This window comes from Rhizobium aouanii, assembly GCF_037002925.1.
Lineage (GTDB): Bacteria > Pseudomonadota > Alphaproteobacteria > Rhizobiales > Rhizobiaceae > Rhizobium > Rhizobium aouanii.
In genome coordinates this window covers 51,454-64,847 of sequence record NZ_JBAMYD010000017.1, presented here as the reverse complement: position 1 = coordinate 64,847, position 13,394 = coordinate 51,454, and the positions used below count along the sequence as shown (strand labels likewise).

Below are 13,394 nucleotides of genomic sequence, written 5' to 3'. Positions count from 1 at the left end.
CCATGTAGCGGAAAACGAGTATACCCGCTGTCCTAAAATGGGATCGTCAGCGCGCCTCCGCGCTCAGCAGCTGCGACACCATGCGGCGCATCACCTGGCCGAAATGGATGCTTTTGCCAGCGACGATCCTGTTGATGGGGCGCGGTTCGGCCGGTGCTGCCTTGTCGAATTTTCCGGGCAGCAGGCGGCTGCGGTCGAGCGCCAGGAATTCGAGCGGTACGATCTCCAGCCAGCTCGCGGCCGCTGCCGGCGCGATCGCGCCGAGCAACCTGTCGCAGGCGCCGTCCGGCGAACGCAGCGGCATCATGATAATCTCGAAGGGGGCCTGATGACCGACGGTGCTGTAACCGGTGGCGTTGAACAGGGCCGGCATGGCATGGTCCATGACGCCCATCGCCGTGCGTTCGATGTCCGCGAGCTGGCCATTTGCCCAGAGAGACGAAAAACGTTCGCCGCGCAGGTCACGCCCGAAGAGATCACAGATGCGGGTGCCCGCGAGCCGGAAACCGATGTCTCCGCCCTCGCGCTTCTCAAGAATGAACAGACTCTGGAGAAGATGCGGGACGGCGGAGGGTTCGACCTGTGATTTCAGCGGCGCATCGGCAGCGCCGCGTATACGGTTCCAATAGTCAAAAATTTCGATGGTCGTTTGCACACGCATTTCACACCAACCTGTCCCATTCCGGAGCATTTTCGGGCAGTCATTGCCCGTACAGGCTCTACCTTGCGGATTTCATGCCAGATCGCGGCGGTTAAGGTTAAGAGATGGTTTCGGTTGAGATGCGATGCCCGTCGTGACACTGTCCTGCCATCGCTTCGACTTTCGAAGTTCAGCACAACCTGCCCGGGCCGAGGTCTTTTCCTGGAGCTCTGGGTCACGCCGTCCGGCACTTCGGACGGCTTTTTTTTTGACAGTCGCTCCTGTATGGCTGTGGCCTCAACGAGGCAAAACACAGATGAATGAGCAGACGGCCGAGCCGCACAAGGCGCCCGAACCTCCCGAGGTCCAGCCGCCGGCACGACCGCGTGAACCGGTCTTCAACCTTCCGCCGGCGTTGTTCTTCAGCCTTTGCCTGCTTGGTGTCATCTATGCAGTGCAGGAGCTCTTGCTGTCCGACGATGCGCAGAACTGGCTGTTCTTCACCTTCGGCTTCGTTCCCGCCCGCTATGTGATTCCGCTATCGCAGCAGGGGCTGGAGCTGTTCTGGACGCCCGTTACCTATTCGCTGCTACACGGCAGCCTCCAGCATATCGTCTTCAACGCGTTCTGGCTGATGGCCTTCGGCGCGCCGGTCGTACGCCGCATCGGGACGCTGCGTTTCGTGCTCTTCTGGTTTTTTTCCGCTGTCGCGTCCGCCATACTGCACGCGGTCCTGAACTGGGGAGACCTGACGCTGCTGATCGGCGCATCGGGTGTCATCTCCGGGCTGATGGGCGCCGCCTGCCGATTCGCCTTTCCAGCCGAACGGCGGCCGATGCTGCCTGCGCATCTCAACCCTCGGCTTTCCATCTTCGCGGCGCTGAAGAGCCGTACCGTCATCATCTTCATGCTGCTCTGGCTGGTCGGCAATGCGTTGATCGCCGTCGGCATCCCGCTCGTCGGCGACAGCGACCAGGCGATTGCCTGGGACGCGCATATCGGCGGCTTCGTCTTCGGCTTCCTGTTGTTTTCGCTGTTCGACCGGGCGCCGCGCCCGCCGGTGATGGAACCTGACCGAACCGAGAAGGATGTGTTGCAATCCTGAGCCGGTCAGTGCACGATCGACCTATATCCGTGCCGGGGGGAGAAACCGCCGCGGATGCCTGTGACAAGTGTTTCACGGACATAGGAGGTTCGAATGACCAGTTCAGTCAAAGCAATCCTCGACCTGAAGGGCAGGGACGTCGTCACCGCCGGGCCGAACGCAACCGTTGCCGAGGCGGCCGCCATCCTCAGCAAAAAGAAGATCGGCGCCATCGTCGTCGTCGGCATGGAGAACCGGATTTCGGGCATGTTCACCGAGCGCGATCTCGTGCATGCGATCGCCAAACACGGTAAGGAAGGCCTCGACCAACCGCTGGCCCAGGTCATGACCGCGAAGGTCTATCGCTGCCATGAGGAAACGACCGTCAACGAGCTGATGGAGCTGATGACCAGCCGCCGTTTCCGTCACGTACCGGTGGAAAGCAACGGCAAGCTTGCCGGCATCATTTCGATCGGCGACGTGGTGAAATCGCGCATCGCCGAAGTCGAGCGTGAGGCCGAGGAAATCAAGGCCTATATCGCCGGCTGAGGTTTTCGGCTGCCGCCTGCTGTCGCGGGCGGCATCGGCCATGACGTTGCCGACCGGGAGCCGCGCGGGATTGTCCCCGCGCGATCTGAAGGATCGGTTTGGGCTGCAGGCACCTGATCCGTTAGAACGGATAGTGCTGGGCAGCGTACTCGATGGTTATCCAGCGTAAATTGGTAAACTCGGCGATGGCGGCTTTACCTCCGAAGCGTCCATAGCCGCTGCCCTTCACACCACTAAAGGGCATCTGTGCCTCGTCATGGACCGTCGGTCCGTTGATGTGGCACATGCCCGATTCCATGCGGGCCGCAACGGCCATGAGGCGGCTTCGACCGCGGCAGCGACATCTTCAAGTCCGCCGGCGGATGCACGGCTTGCAAGCCGTTCCGTAAAGGGATCGAAATGATCGTAGGTTCTGCCGCTTGCGGTAGGGCAATCCGCGCCGTTGATGAGAAGGGGAACGTTCATGTCAGCTTCCTGCTCGACATTGAAATTGCTGATCCCGGCAGATGTCTGCGAAACAGCTCTCAAGGAGTTTCGTCTGAGTTCAAGTGCCAACCGCCCCGCCTTTCACTTCCGCGGCGCTTCCATACTCTGCCGCTGCATCACGGTTTCCAGCGTTTTGCGCCTTCGCCAGGCGGCTGACAAGCAGGAGGCTCGCCAGACCGCCGAGAATAGCGATCGGCACGATGCCCAGAAGAACTTCTGTCGAGGATTTTCCTCCGGCAACGAGCGCGCCGGCGAGAAGCGGACCGGCGACGGATCCAAGACGTCCGGCCGCGACCGCAAGCCCTACCGCAGTGCCGCGCACGTCCTGGCTATAGTTTTGCGGCGCAAGACCATAGAGAATTGCCTGCACACCGATGATAGTCGCCCCCAGAAGCACGCCCGAGACGATGGCCATGGCGAGGTTGTTCGGCAGAACGGCAACGCTGACCAGTGCGAGGACAAGCAGGCCGTAGCTGAGAATGACCGCGCGGCGACGATGAATGCCGTCGAGCGCCCTGCCGACCATCAGGCTTCCGACCGCACCGCCGATGTTGAACACGATCTGGACGACACCGGCATCATATTTGCTGAAGCCCTTGGCGACCATCAATGCCGGCAGCCAGTTCAGCAGGAGGTAGAGAACGAGGAGCGAGAAGAAAAAGCCGGCCCAAAGGAGCAGCGTGGTCTGCCAGTTGGAAGGGCCGAAAATGGACCGGCACGCAGCGCGGATACTGGGCTTTTCGCCATGATCGCGAGCGACTTTGAGATCCGGCAGGGACAACAGAAGCACTGGCACGAGGGCGATGGGCAGAATGCCGCCTATGACGAAAATGGATTCCCAGCTGTCATGGATGCCGAGGATTGAGACCGCACTCGCGACCGCGCCGCCGATCGGAATACCGGCATACATCAGCCCGACGGCCATGCCGCGCCGTTCGCGTGTCAGCGCCTCGGACGCAATTGCGACGAGATTCGGAAGTGCTCCGCCCAGGCCCACGCCCGTGAGAAAGCGCATGAGGGCCAGTGTGGAAAACGAGTCGGCGAAGGCGGTGCCCAACGAGAAGATGCCGAATGCCAGCAGCGACAGGCTCAACCCGGCACGTCTGCCGAACCGATCGGCAATTCGCCCACCGGCGATGGCGCCGAAGATCAGGCCGAATGTGGCGGAAGAAAAGAAAAACGCCATCTGTCCCGGTGCTAGTCCAAGCGCCGGGCCGAGTTTCGGCGCCGCGACGCCTGCGGCCTGGATGTCGAAACCCTCGATCATCGCGGCGCAGAAACACAATATCAGCGCCTTCTGGCCGCCGGTTTGGAGATTTAGTCCACTCGCAGAATTTCCCATTTTATCCTCCCTGAGAAAGTACCAAGCGGGCATGAGTGATCCTCCGTCTGAACAGCCCGGTTCAGCCAAGGTCGAACAATGGTTTCGTGTTCCGTTAACTTTCCGCAGCCAGCTCTTCCGACTTCGCGCTCGTACTCATACTCGCGGGATTCGGGGTGTCGGCGATCCGATCCGGTTCTTGGTTTTTCCCAAGCGCCAGTTGCCGCAATTCGCGTTTCAAGATCTTGCCGGCTCCGTTGCGCGGAAGCGCATCGATCAGGACGAACTCTTTCGGGACCTTGAACCGGGCGATCAAAGCGGAGCAGTGGGCGGCGAGATCGACTGCCTGTGCAGTTGCCCCACCGTGGAGGACGACATAGGCCCGCCCGACCTCGCCCCAGCGTTCATCGGGAATGCCGACGACCGCTGCCTCGCTGACGCTTGGGTGTTCCCGAAGGGCGGCTTCGACCTCAGCCGGATAGACATTCTCGCCACCTGAAATGAACAGGTCTTTGCGGCGATCGACAACCGTCACGTAACCGTCGGCATCGGCTCTTGCGAGATCGCCGGTCCTCAACCAGCCATCTTCGGTGAAGGCGCGTGCGTTTTCGTCCGGGCACGCCCAATAGCCTGCGCTGACGTTTGGGCCGCAGACCAGAACTTCACCGACTTCGCCGGCCTCAGCATCGACGCCGTTCTCCGCGACGATCCGAAGCGACATGTCGGGAGGCGGCAATCCCACCGATCCGGCCTTCTCGGCAATGATGGCCCGGTCCAGCGGCATCCCGAGCAAAGTTCCAGCTTCGCTCATGCCGTAACCATCGACCATCAGGATATTCCGGTCGAGCCACCAGCGGATATTTGCCGGAGGATTGGGCGCACCGCCGGTAAACAGCGCCTTGAGGCTTGCCCACCGCTCCGGATGAAAATTCTCCGCCTTTCGCAATGCATCGGCCATTTGCGGGACGCAGAAATAGTGCGTCACCGCGAAGGCTGCATCCGCCAGGCGATCATTGGTCGCGACGGGGTCGAACCCTCCGGAGATCAGCACGGTGGCGCCCTGCAGGAAGGGCGCCTGTATGCTTGTGACCAACCCGATGACATGAAACATCGGCGTGTCGCAGAGAAAGACGCTTTCCTGGGAGACCTCGCCGAGCACGCCGAAATTGACAGCCGTCGCGAACATATTTCGGGCCGACAACATCACGCCTTTCGGGTGCCCGGATGTTCCTGAGGTATAGAGGAGAACTGCCGGAGCGTCGGCAGAGATCGTCGGCCAGGCCGTCTTCGGTTTCGCTTGCGCGACCGCAGCGATGAAGTCGGCCATTGCGAGCGCGCGCGCTCCCTTTACCGATATCTGCGAAGCGTCAGCATCGGTAAAAATCAACGAGGGTTTGCAATCAAGCAGGATCTGCTCCTGCTCCATCGTCGAAAGACGCCAGTTGATCGGCACGAAGATGGCGCCGAGGCGCATTGCCGCCTGCTGAAGAATGATGAAATCGGCGCTGTTCCTGGCGACCGCAGCGATACGCTCCCCGCGTGCAACTGCATGGACGTCCGACGACAGCACGGAAGCTGCCTTGCCGACTGCATCATCGAGCTCGGCGTAGGTCCATCGGCGGCCGGTCGATAAATCAACGCAGGCGAGCGCACCAGGGCGCAAACTGGCGTGCAGACGGACCGGATTCGGTGCTTTCCACTCCCTCATAGATACTCCTCCCATCCATGCGCTTTCCCTGGCGCCGGATATTTCAGCGAGCGATCATGATGCTTGCCGCGCCTTGTCGTAGGCACCTAGACCGGGTTTGTAGGTCTTCTCATCGATGAACTGGTGGATACCTTGCTTGCGACCCTCATTGTCGAAAGAATTCGCCGCCTCCTGCGCCCGCACCAAATAATCCTCGGCGCTGTCGTAGGTCATCTCGGCGACACGGCGCAGCGCATCCTTGGTGGCCTTCAGGGCAACCGGGTTCTTGCTCAGCAACACGTCCGCAACCTGTTTTACACGGGTTTTCAACTCGGCCAGCGGAACGCTCTCGTTGACGAGTTTCCATTCGGCAGCCTTTTTGCCGTCAATCAACTCGCCGGTCAGAGCGTGATACATGGCGTCGCGCATCGAGAGAAGATCAGCGACCACTTTCGTCGCGCCGCCTCCGGGCAGGATTCCCCAATTGATTTCCGACAGGGCAAACTGCGCTTCGTGCGAGGCGAAGGCGAGATCGCAGGAGAAAAGCGGCCCGTAACCACCACCGAAACACCAGCCATTGACCATGGCGATCGTCGGTTTCTGATACCACCGCAGCCGGCGCCACCATCCATAGGCCTCCTGCTGGGATTTCCGCACGGCGCCAAGGCCCTTCTCCTCGCTTTCGCGGAAGTATTCCTTGAGATCCATCCCTGCCGACCAGGCGGTTCCCTCACCGGAGAGCACGAGCACGCCGACGTCGTCGCGATATTCGAGATCCGCCAGGACTTCCATCATGCGACGGTTGAGCGTGGGGTTCATGCAATTGCGCTTCTCGGGGCGATTGAAGCGCACCCATGCAATATTATCGACGACGTCGAAGGCGACGGGATCATCTGCCAGGCGCATTTTCTTCTCCTGTATCCAAATGCCGTGTCTAATTTGCGCGAGATCTGCCCGACCGTCAGGCTACAGATCCGGCAATACGGAGTGATATTCTGATAGCAGTCATGCTATTCATCCCCATCGCGTCGGGGTTTTACCGGCGCCATGATTGCTATATGACATAGCAATATTGAAATTGCAAGAAACAAGGCGGATTCAGGTGACGGGAACGACGAAGATCAAGGCGAAGCCGACAAAAAGACAACTACCGCGGCAGCTGGAGGACTTTGTCGGCTACCATTTGAGGCGTGCTTCGGCTCTCAACATGCAGGACGTCACCAATGCCCTGGCAACGGTCGGACAACGACCGAGCGGCTTCAGCGTTGCTTGCATCATCAACGAGCAACCCGGGATAACGTCGGCGGATATCTGCCGGACACTGGGGCTGCAGCGTGCGAACATCGTACCGCTGCTCGATGAACTTTCAGGCGCTGGATATATCGGCCGGGTCGACGACGAGAGGGATAAACGCGTTCAGCGCCTCTATCTAACCGACGCGGGATATGACGCTCTCGAAACCTGGCATGAACTCGTTCTCAGTCACGAAGAACGCGTCCTTGCCAAGCTGTCGCCGTCGGAGCGAGAAACGCTTCGGGAATTGCTGGTCAAGATCTGGAACTGAAAGCGACTGCGCACTTTTGGGCGACATGCATCAGGGATTGCTGGCGTAGACTTCCTGCATGCGCTTGATCTCTGGGAGCCGCGCCCTGGCTTCCTCGTAGCCGCGTTCGATCGCCTCGCCGGCCCGGTGGAATTCGGAAAGGCCGATATAGCTGAGGCGCGGCTGCAGCGAAATATCCGGCGGGTCGCCGGCAAGGCGGGCGCGGGCGATCCTGTCCTGGATGATGTTGAAGGCCTGCACCATGACGCCGGTCATGCCGAGGCGCGCATAAGGCGCCTCTTCCTGTTTCTGCACTTCCTGAGCCGACAGGCTGGCATTGTGCCGGACGACTGCCGACCGGCCGTAGAGATCGTAATTGAGATTGACGGCGACGACGAGCGGCTGCTCATAGGCGCGGCAGACGGAGACGGGGACGGGATTGACCAGCGCGCCGTCGACCAGCGTGCGGTGATTACTGCGCACCGGCTCGAAAATGCCGGGCAGGGCATAGGAGGCGCGCAGCGCCGTGATCAGCGAACCATTGGCGATCCAGACCTCATGACCGGTATTGACCTCGGCCGCGACCGCGACGAACGGCCGGTCGAGATCCTCGACGTTGAGGCCTTCGAGATGCTCCTGCATGCGCTTGGTCAGCCGCATGCCGCCGAACAGGCCGCTGCCGCCGATGGTGAGATCGAGGAGACTTGCGATGCGGCGCATCGTCAGCGAGCGTGCGAAGCTTTCGAGTTCATCGAGCTTGCCGGCGAGATAGCAGCCGCCGACCAGCGCGCCGATCGAGGTGCCGGCAATCATGCCGATCTCGACCTTTGCCTCGTCGAGGGCGCGCAGCACACCGATATGGGCCCAGCCGCGGGCAGCGCCGCCGCCGAGTGCGAGCGCAATCTTGATTTTCTTTTGAGGCGCAGGAGGCGGGAGTATCTCGAGTGTGGTTGACATGCCGGGACCGGAACCCTCGCCTTCAGAGCTTTGACGATGCAGACTCCAGCTGAGCATGGCGCTCTCCCCTCCCAGCAGAACACTTGATTTTCGATAGTGTGCCCGATCAGTTTCCAAATGGTATATAGATGCGGTTTCTGGCGCAAAAAGGAGCAAATGCCGGGGAATTTCAGGCTATTTTCCGTAGACATTCTGCGGATCGAAATGAAGCTCGTCGTCAACGATATCAAGCATCGGCTTTCCGTCCCGCAGCGTGATCGTCCGGTAGAAGCAGGAGCGGCGGCCGGTGTGACAGGTGGCGTCGTGGCCGGCGACCTCGACCTTCAACCAGATGGCGTCCTGATCGCAATCGGTGCGGATTTCCTTCACCGTCTGGAGATTACCCGAGGTCTCGCCCTTCTTCCAGAGCTTGCCGCGCGAACGGCTGAAATAGTGCGCGGTGCCGGTCTGGATGGTCAGCGCCAATGCCTGGGCATTCATGTGCGCCACCATCAGCAACTCGCCGTCGCCGGCGTCGGTGACGATCGCGGTGATCAGGCCGCGGTCGTCGAAACGCGGCGTGAAATCGCCGGCGTCTTCCAACGCCGACTTGTCCTCGGATGGTTGATTGAAGATCAGTTGACTCATCGCGGCCCTCCTGAGGGAGCCGGTATCAGCGGCTCCGCACCATGGTCATGAAGCGGGCCTGATCGGCCGGCTCAGTCTTGAACGTTCCCGTAAACGTCGTCGTCAACGTGGTCGAGCCCTGCTTCTGAACGCCGCGCATCGCCATGCACATATGTTCGGCCTCGATCAACACGGCGACACCGCGCGGATGCAACGTATCGTCGATTGCCCGGGCGATCTGCGCGGTCATCGTTTCCTGCGTCTGCAGGCGGCGGCCATAGATCTCGACGACACGGGCAATCTTCGACAGGCCGAGCACACGCCCGTCCGGCATGTAGGCAATGTGGGCCTTGCCGATGATCGGCACCATGTGGTGTTCGCAATGCGAGTAGAACGGAATATCCTTGACGAGGACCATGTCGTCATAACCGGCGACTTCCTCGAAGGTGCGGCCGAGCACGTCTTCCGCCGCCATGTCGTAACCGGAAAAAAGCTCGCGGTACGATTTGACGACGCGGGCCGGCGTTTCGAGCAGGCCTTCACGTGTCGGGTCGTCACCGGCCCAGCGCAGCAGGACGCGAACGGCTTCCTCCGCCTCCTGCTGGGAGGGGCGATCCGAATCTCGGTTCGTCTGCGGAAAGTTCTTTACGATGGCGTCCATGAACAATGGTCTCCTGGTCCGCACCGCGGACCGATCTGTCGGAATCGCCACTGGTCAATCCCATGCGGGAATTCATGCACCTTTGGCAGGCTCCGGGGCTTTCAGGGCAATTTCAACGCCCGTCCGGCACGGTTTCCCAATCAAACTTACACCAGACCATTGCATTTTCATGGCCTTCGAACGACATACATATAGGAAGACGGCCATCGTATGTAAGTATCCTCACACGACACGGTGTGTTTTTTGTTTTGACGACAATAACGCCCTCAGAGAGGCCGATCCGCAGCGATTTTGGAGCGGAAATCCAGCATGGACGATATCTACAACAGCAAAATCCTCGAATTCGCCGGCAATATTCCGCTGACCGGTATGCTTGATGATGCCGATGCGAGCGCCCAGGCCCATTCCAAGCTCTGCGGCTCGAAGGTGCGGATCTGGCTGAAGATGGATGGCGACACCGTGACCGGTTTTGCTCATGACGTGAAGGCCTGCGCGCTCGGCCAGGCCTCGTCCTCGATTATGGCCCGCCATGTCGTCGGCGCCACATCGGACGAATTGCGGCAGGCCCGCCAGGACATGCTCGCCATGTTGAAGGCGGACGGGGCGGGGCCTCATGGACGATTCGAAGACATGCGCTATCTGCTGCCGGTGCGGGACTACAAGGCCCGCCATGCCTCGACGATGCTGACCTTCGATGCCGTCGTCGATGCGATCGGGCAGATCGAGGCGAAACGGGCGGAAGTTGTCGAGGCGTAACTGACATGTGCGAGTTCTGCGTTCGGCAGGCCGATGATGAGGACGACGGCGGTGCCGCCGGATCAGCAAAGCCGCGCGAAAAGGCCGCACGCACTTCCCGCAACTATAGCGGTCCGTTCCGCAAGACGCCCGACCGCCTGCTCGGCATGGGGCTGATCCGCCTCTATCAGCTGACGCTTTCCGGCTTTGTCGGCAATTCCTGCCGCCATGTCCCGACCTGCTCCGAATATGGCTACGAGTCGATCGCCCGCCATGGCCTTTGGGCCGGCGGCTGGATGACATTGTTTCGCGTCGGCCGCTGCGGCCCGGGCGGCACCAGCGGCCTCGACCAGGTGCCGGAGATGCTCGGCGACGGCTTCCGCTGGTGGACCCCTTGGCGTTATCTCGCCCTCGGGCGGAAGAAAGGGTGAGCGCCGTGAGCACCTTCATCGCCCTTCTACACAGCATTGTCCTGACGCCCGACCGCCGTGTCATCATGCAGGATTTGCGCGCACTTGCCGAAGAACTCGGTTATCGCGAGCCGCGCACGCTGGTTTCTACAGGCAATCTTGTCTTCGAGGCCGACGAGATGCGGCCGCACGAAGTCGAGACCCATCTGGAAGAGGGTTTTGAAGAAAAGTTCGGCAAACATGTCGATATCATCGTGCGCAGCGACTGCACCTGGATGGCGCTGTGCAGCACCAATCCCTTCAAGGACGGCAATGGCGACCAGGTCATCGTCCGGGTAATGCGCCTGCCGGTCGATCCCAAGAAGGTGGAGGCACTGAAACCGCTGATGACGGAGGGACAGCGCATCGCCGTCGTCGGCGGCGATCTCTGGATCGATTTCGCCGGCAAGCCGAGCCAATCCAAGCTGCTTTCGGCGCTGACGACCAAGCGGCTCGGCGTCGGTACGATGCGCAACTGGAACACCGTGCGCGGGCTCACTGAAATGATTATATAACCCCCGCTTTTTCTTTACTCAGACAGGAAATCTGGCTATCAGGCGGCTGCGCATTCAGCTCCGCGGAGGCGCTTTCGTGTCAACCACCCGCATTCGTTGGCGGGACTGGACAAGGAGAATTTCGATGTCCCAAGCTATTTCCCTGACATTTCCCGATGGTTCCGTGCGCGGCTATGACGCCGGCGCAACCGGCCGGGATGTCGCCGAATCCATTTCCAAGTCGCTCGCCAAGAAGGCAGTGGCCGTTGCAATCGACGGCACCGTGCGCGACCTTTCCGATCCCGTGACGACGGGCAGAATCGAGATCATCACCCGCAATGACGACCGCGCGCTGGAACTCATCCGCCATGACGCGGCGCATGTCATGGCCGAAGCGGTGCAGGAAATCTGGCCCGGCACCCAGGTGACGATCGGCCCGGTCATCGAAAACGGCTTCTATTACGACTTCGCCAAGAACGAGCCCTTCACACTCGACGATCTGCCGAAGATCGAAAAGAAGATGAAGGAGATCATCGCCCGTAACGCCGCCTTCACAAAGCAGGTCTGGTCGCGCGAGAAGGCGAAGCAGGTCTTCGCCGACAAGGGCGAGCAGTACAAGGTCGAACTCGTCGACGCGATTCCGGAAGGGCAGGATCTCAAGATCTATTACCAGGGCGACTGGTTCGACCTCTGCCGCGGCCCGCACATGGCCTCGACCGGCCAGATCGGTTCCGCCTTCAAGCTCTTGAAGGTAGCCGGCGCCTATTGGCGCGGCGACAGCAACAATCCGATGCTGAGCCGCATCTACGGCACGGCCTTCGCCGAGCAGTCGGAACTCGACAACTACCTGCATATGCTTGCCGAAGCCGAAAAGCGCGATCATCGCCGCCTCGGCCGCGAGATGGATCTCTTCCATTTCCAGGAAGAGGGTCCCGGCGTCGTCTTCTGGCACGGCAAGGGCTGGCGCGTCTTCCAGACGCTGGTCGCCTATATGCGCCGCCGGCTTGCCGGCGATTATCAGGAAGTCAATGCGCCGCAGGTGCTCGACAAGTCGCTGTGGGAAACCTCCGGTCACTGGGGCTGGTATCGCGACAACATGTTCAAGGTAACGGTTGCCGGCGACGACACCGATGACGACCGCGTCTTTGCGCTGAAGCCGATGAACTGCCCCGGCCATATCCAGATCTTCAAGCACGGGCTGAAATCCTACCGCGAGCTGCCGATCCGGCTCGCCGAATTCGGCAATGTCCACCGCTACGAGCCGTCGGGCGCGCTGCACGGGCTGATGCGCGTGCGCGGCTTCACGCAGGACGATGCGCACATCTTCTGCACCGACGAGCAGATGGCCGCCGAATGCCTGAAGATCAACGATCTGATCCTTTCGGTCTATAAGGATTTCGGCTTCGACGAGGTCACCATCAAGCTGTCGACCCGGCCGGAAAAGCGCGTCGGTTCGGACGAGCTCTGGGACCGCGCCGAAAGCGTGATGATGGGCGTACTGGAGACGATCCAGCAGCAGTCCAACAATATCAAGACCGGCATCCTGCCGGGCGAGGGCGCCTTCTACGGTCCGAAGTTCGAATATACGCTCAAGGATGCGATCGGCCGCGAATGGCAGTGCGGGACGACGCAGGTCGATTTCAACCTGCCGGAACGGTTCGGCGCCTTCTACATCGACAGCAACTCGGAAAAGACGCAGCCGGTGATGATCCATCGCGCCATCTGCGGTTCGATGGAGCGCTTCCTCGGCATCCTGATCGAGAACTTCGCCGGCCACATGCCGCTCTGGGTATCGCCGCTGCAGGTGGTGGTCGCAACGATCACCTCGGAAGCCGACGCCTACGGGCTTGAGGTGGCGGAGGCGCTGCGCGAGGCCGGCCTCAACGTCGAGACCGACTTCCGCAACGAGAAGATCAACTACAAGATCCGCGAGCATTCGGTCACCAAGGTTCCTGTCATCATCGTCTGCGGCAGGAAGGAGGCCGAGGAGCGCACGGTCAATATCCGCCGCCTCGGCAGCCAGGACCAGGTTTCGATGGGGCTCGAGGTCGCCGTCGAGAGCCTTACCCTCGAAGCGACACCACCCGACATCCGCCGCAAGGCCGAAGCAAAAAAAGCCAAGGCGGCCTGAACAAATGGCCGGTATCCGACAGCGCCGAACCCGGCGCTGTCGGAAATCTGA

General features: G+C 60.9%; 14 protein-coding genes and 1 pseudogene. 7 read left to right on the top strand and 8 right to left on the bottom strand.

Features of this window, described 5'->3' with window-relative positions; all coding sequences use genetic code 11:
- Positions 1–46: 46 nt before the first annotated feature.
- Positions 47–691 (bottom strand): PAS domain-containing protein, encoded by a 645-nt coding sequence (locus V8P77_RS26595; protein ID WP_335915006.1) that lies wholly within the window; start codon positions 689–691, stop codon positions 47–49.
- A gap of 265 nt (positions 692–956) precedes the next feature.
- Here V8P77_RS26595 and V8P77_RS26590 point away from each other — a divergent pair, with 265 nt between their 5' ends.
- Together V8P77_RS26590 and V8P77_RS26585 are read left to right on the top strand one after the other, a co-directional pair.
- Positions 957–1,745 carry a rhomboid family intramembrane serine protease gene (locus V8P77_RS26590; protein WP_335915005.1) on the top strand — a complete coding sequence of 263 codons (789 nt, stop codon included), beginning with the start codon at positions 957–959 and terminating at the stop codon, positions 1,743–1,745.
- A gap of 93 nt (positions 1,746–1,838) precedes the next feature.
- Complete coding sequence (locus V8P77_RS26585) at positions 1,839–2,273, top strand: CBS domain-containing protein (RefSeq protein WP_025394659.1); 435 nt, start codon at positions 1,839–1,841, stop codon at positions 2,271–2,273.
- Positions 2,274–2,394: 121 nt separating this feature from the next.
- Here the strand turns inward: V8P77_RS26585 and V8P77_RS26580 are convergent.
- The 4 genes and pseudogenes from V8P77_RS26580 to V8P77_RS26565 form a co-directional block, all read right to left on the bottom strand.
- A pseudogene (locus V8P77_RS26580) lies at positions 2,395–2,607 on the bottom strand (aldehyde dehydrogenase family protein); the annotation flags it as partial.
- 210 nt (positions 2,608–2,817) lie between these two features.
- A complete protein-coding gene (gene mhpT / locus V8P77_RS26575; RefSeq protein WP_335915003.1) occupies positions 2,818–4,101 on the bottom strand; it encodes a 3-(3-hydroxy-phenyl)propionate transporter MhpT in 1,284 nt (427 codons plus the stop codon).
- A gap of 94 nt (positions 4,102–4,195) precedes the next feature.
- On the bottom strand, positions 4,196–5,788 hold the full coding sequence (locus V8P77_RS26570; RefSeq protein WP_335915002.1) for an AMP-binding protein: 1,593 nt from the start codon (positions 5,786–5,788) through the stop codon (positions 4,196–4,198).
- A 54-nt stretch (positions 5,789–5,842) separates the two neighbouring features.
- Positions 5,843–6,673, bottom strand: a complete 831-nt coding sequence (locus V8P77_RS26565) for a p-hydroxycinnamoyl CoA hydratase/lyase (protein WP_335915000.1) — start codon at positions 6,671–6,673, stop codon at positions 5,843–5,845.
- A 196-nt stretch (positions 6,674–6,869) separates the two neighbouring features.
- On the opposite strand from V8P77_RS26565, the gene V8P77_RS26560 reads away from it, so the two are divergent.
- Complete coding sequence (locus tag V8P77_RS26560) at positions 6,870–7,331, top strand: MarR family winged helix-turn-helix transcriptional regulator (RefSeq protein WP_335914999.1); 462 nt, start codon at positions 6,870–6,872, stop codon at positions 7,329–7,331.
- A 30-nt stretch (positions 7,332–7,361) separates the two neighbouring features.
- Here V8P77_RS26560 and V8P77_RS26555 read toward each other — a convergent pair whose 3' ends face one another.
- The 3 genes from V8P77_RS26555 to folE form a co-directional block, all read right to left on the bottom strand.
- On the bottom strand, positions 7,362–8,324 hold the full coding sequence (locus V8P77_RS26555; RefSeq protein ID WP_335914998.1) for a patatin-like phospholipase family protein: 963 nt from the start codon (positions 8,322–8,324) through the stop codon (positions 7,362–7,364).
- Between the two features lie 117 nt (positions 8,325–8,441).
- Positions 8,442–8,894 (bottom strand): phosphoribosyl-AMP cyclohydrolase, encoded by a 453-nt coding sequence (gene hisI / locus V8P77_RS26550; protein WP_168290180.1) that lies wholly within the window; start codon positions 8,892–8,894, stop codon positions 8,442–8,444.
- A 25-nt stretch (positions 8,895–8,919) separates the two neighbouring features.
- Positions 8,920–9,534 carry a GTP cyclohydrolase I FolE gene (folE, locus tag V8P77_RS26545; RefSeq protein ID WP_335914996.1) on the bottom strand — a complete coding sequence of 205 codons (615 nt, stop codon included), beginning with the start codon at positions 9,532–9,534 and terminating at the stop codon, positions 8,920–8,922.
- Between the two features lie 309 nt (positions 9,535–9,843).
- Between folE and V8P77_RS26540 the strand changes: the two genes are divergently transcribed.
- From V8P77_RS26540 to thrS, 4 genes are all read left to right on the top strand, one after another.
- Positions 9,844–10,290, top strand: coding sequence for an iron-sulfur cluster assembly scaffold protein (locus V8P77_RS26540; protein ID WP_180695080.1), 447 nt, complete (start codon positions 9,844–9,846; stop codon positions 10,288–10,290).
- A gap of 5 nt (positions 10,291–10,295) precedes the next feature.
- Positions 10,296–10,700, top strand: coding sequence for a membrane protein insertion efficiency factor YidD (yidD, locus tag V8P77_RS26535; protein WP_335914994.1), 405 nt, complete (start codon positions 10,296–10,298; stop codon positions 10,698–10,700).
- Between the two features lie 5 nt (positions 10,701–10,705).
- A complete protein-coding gene (locus tag V8P77_RS26530; RefSeq protein ID WP_062944392.1) occupies positions 10,706–11,233 on the top strand; it encodes a DUF1697 domain-containing protein in 528 nt (175 codons plus the stop codon).
- 124 nt (positions 11,234–11,357) lie between these two features.
- Positions 11,358–13,343: a threonine--tRNA ligase gene (thrS, locus tag V8P77_RS26525; RefSeq protein ID WP_335914992.1), complete on the top strand. Its 1,986-nt coding sequence runs from the start codon at positions 11,358–11,360 to the stop codon at positions 13,341–13,343.
- The last annotated feature ends 51 nt before the right edge of the window (positions 13,344–13,394 follow it).

Bases quoted from the DNA above. Each gene is read 5' to 3' on its own strand.
- V8P77_RS26595 (WP_335915006.1), bottom strand. From the start codon at position 691: ATGCTCCGGAATGGGACAGGTTGGTGTGAAATGCGTGTGCAAACGACC.
- V8P77_RS26590 (WP_335915005.1), top strand. From the start codon at position 957: ATGAATGAGCAGACGGCCGAGCCGCACAAGGCGCCCGAACCTCCCGAG.
- V8P77_RS26585 (WP_025394659.1), top strand. From the start codon at position 1,839: ATGACCAGTTCAGTCAAAGCAATCCTCGACCTGAAGGGCAGGGACGTC.
- mhpT (WP_335915003.1), bottom strand. From the start codon at position 4,101: ATGGGAAATTCTGCGAGTGGACTAAATCTCCAAACCGGCGGCCAGAAG.
- V8P77_RS26570 (WP_335915002.1), bottom strand. From the start codon at position 5,788: ATGAGGGAGTGGAAAGCACCGAATCCGGTCCGTCTGCACGCCAGTTTG.
- V8P77_RS26565 (WP_335915000.1), bottom strand. From the start codon at position 6,673: ATGCGCCTGGCAGATGATCCCGTCGCCTTCGACGTCGTCGATAATATT.
- V8P77_RS26555 (WP_335914998.1), bottom strand. From the start codon at position 8,324: ATGCTCAGCTGGAGTCTGCATCGTCAAAGCTCTGAAGGCGAGGGTTCC.
- hisI (WP_168290180.1), bottom strand. From the start codon at position 8,894: ATGAGTCAACTGATCTTCAATCAACCATCCGAGGACAAGTCGGCGTTG.
- folE (WP_335914996.1), bottom strand. From the start codon at position 9,534: ATGGACGCCATCGTAAAGAACTTTCCGCAGACGAACCGAGATTCGGAT.
- V8P77_RS26540 (WP_180695080.1), top strand. From the start codon at position 9,844: ATGGACGATATCTACAACAGCAAAATCCTCGAATTCGCCGGCAATATT.
- yidD (WP_335914994.1), top strand. From the start codon at position 10,296: ATGTGCGAGTTCTGCGTTCGGCAGGCCGATGATGAGGACGACGGCGGT.
- thrS (WP_335914992.1), top strand. From the start codon at position 11,358: ATGTCCCAAGCTATTTCCCTGACATTTCCCGATGGTTCCGTGCGCGGC.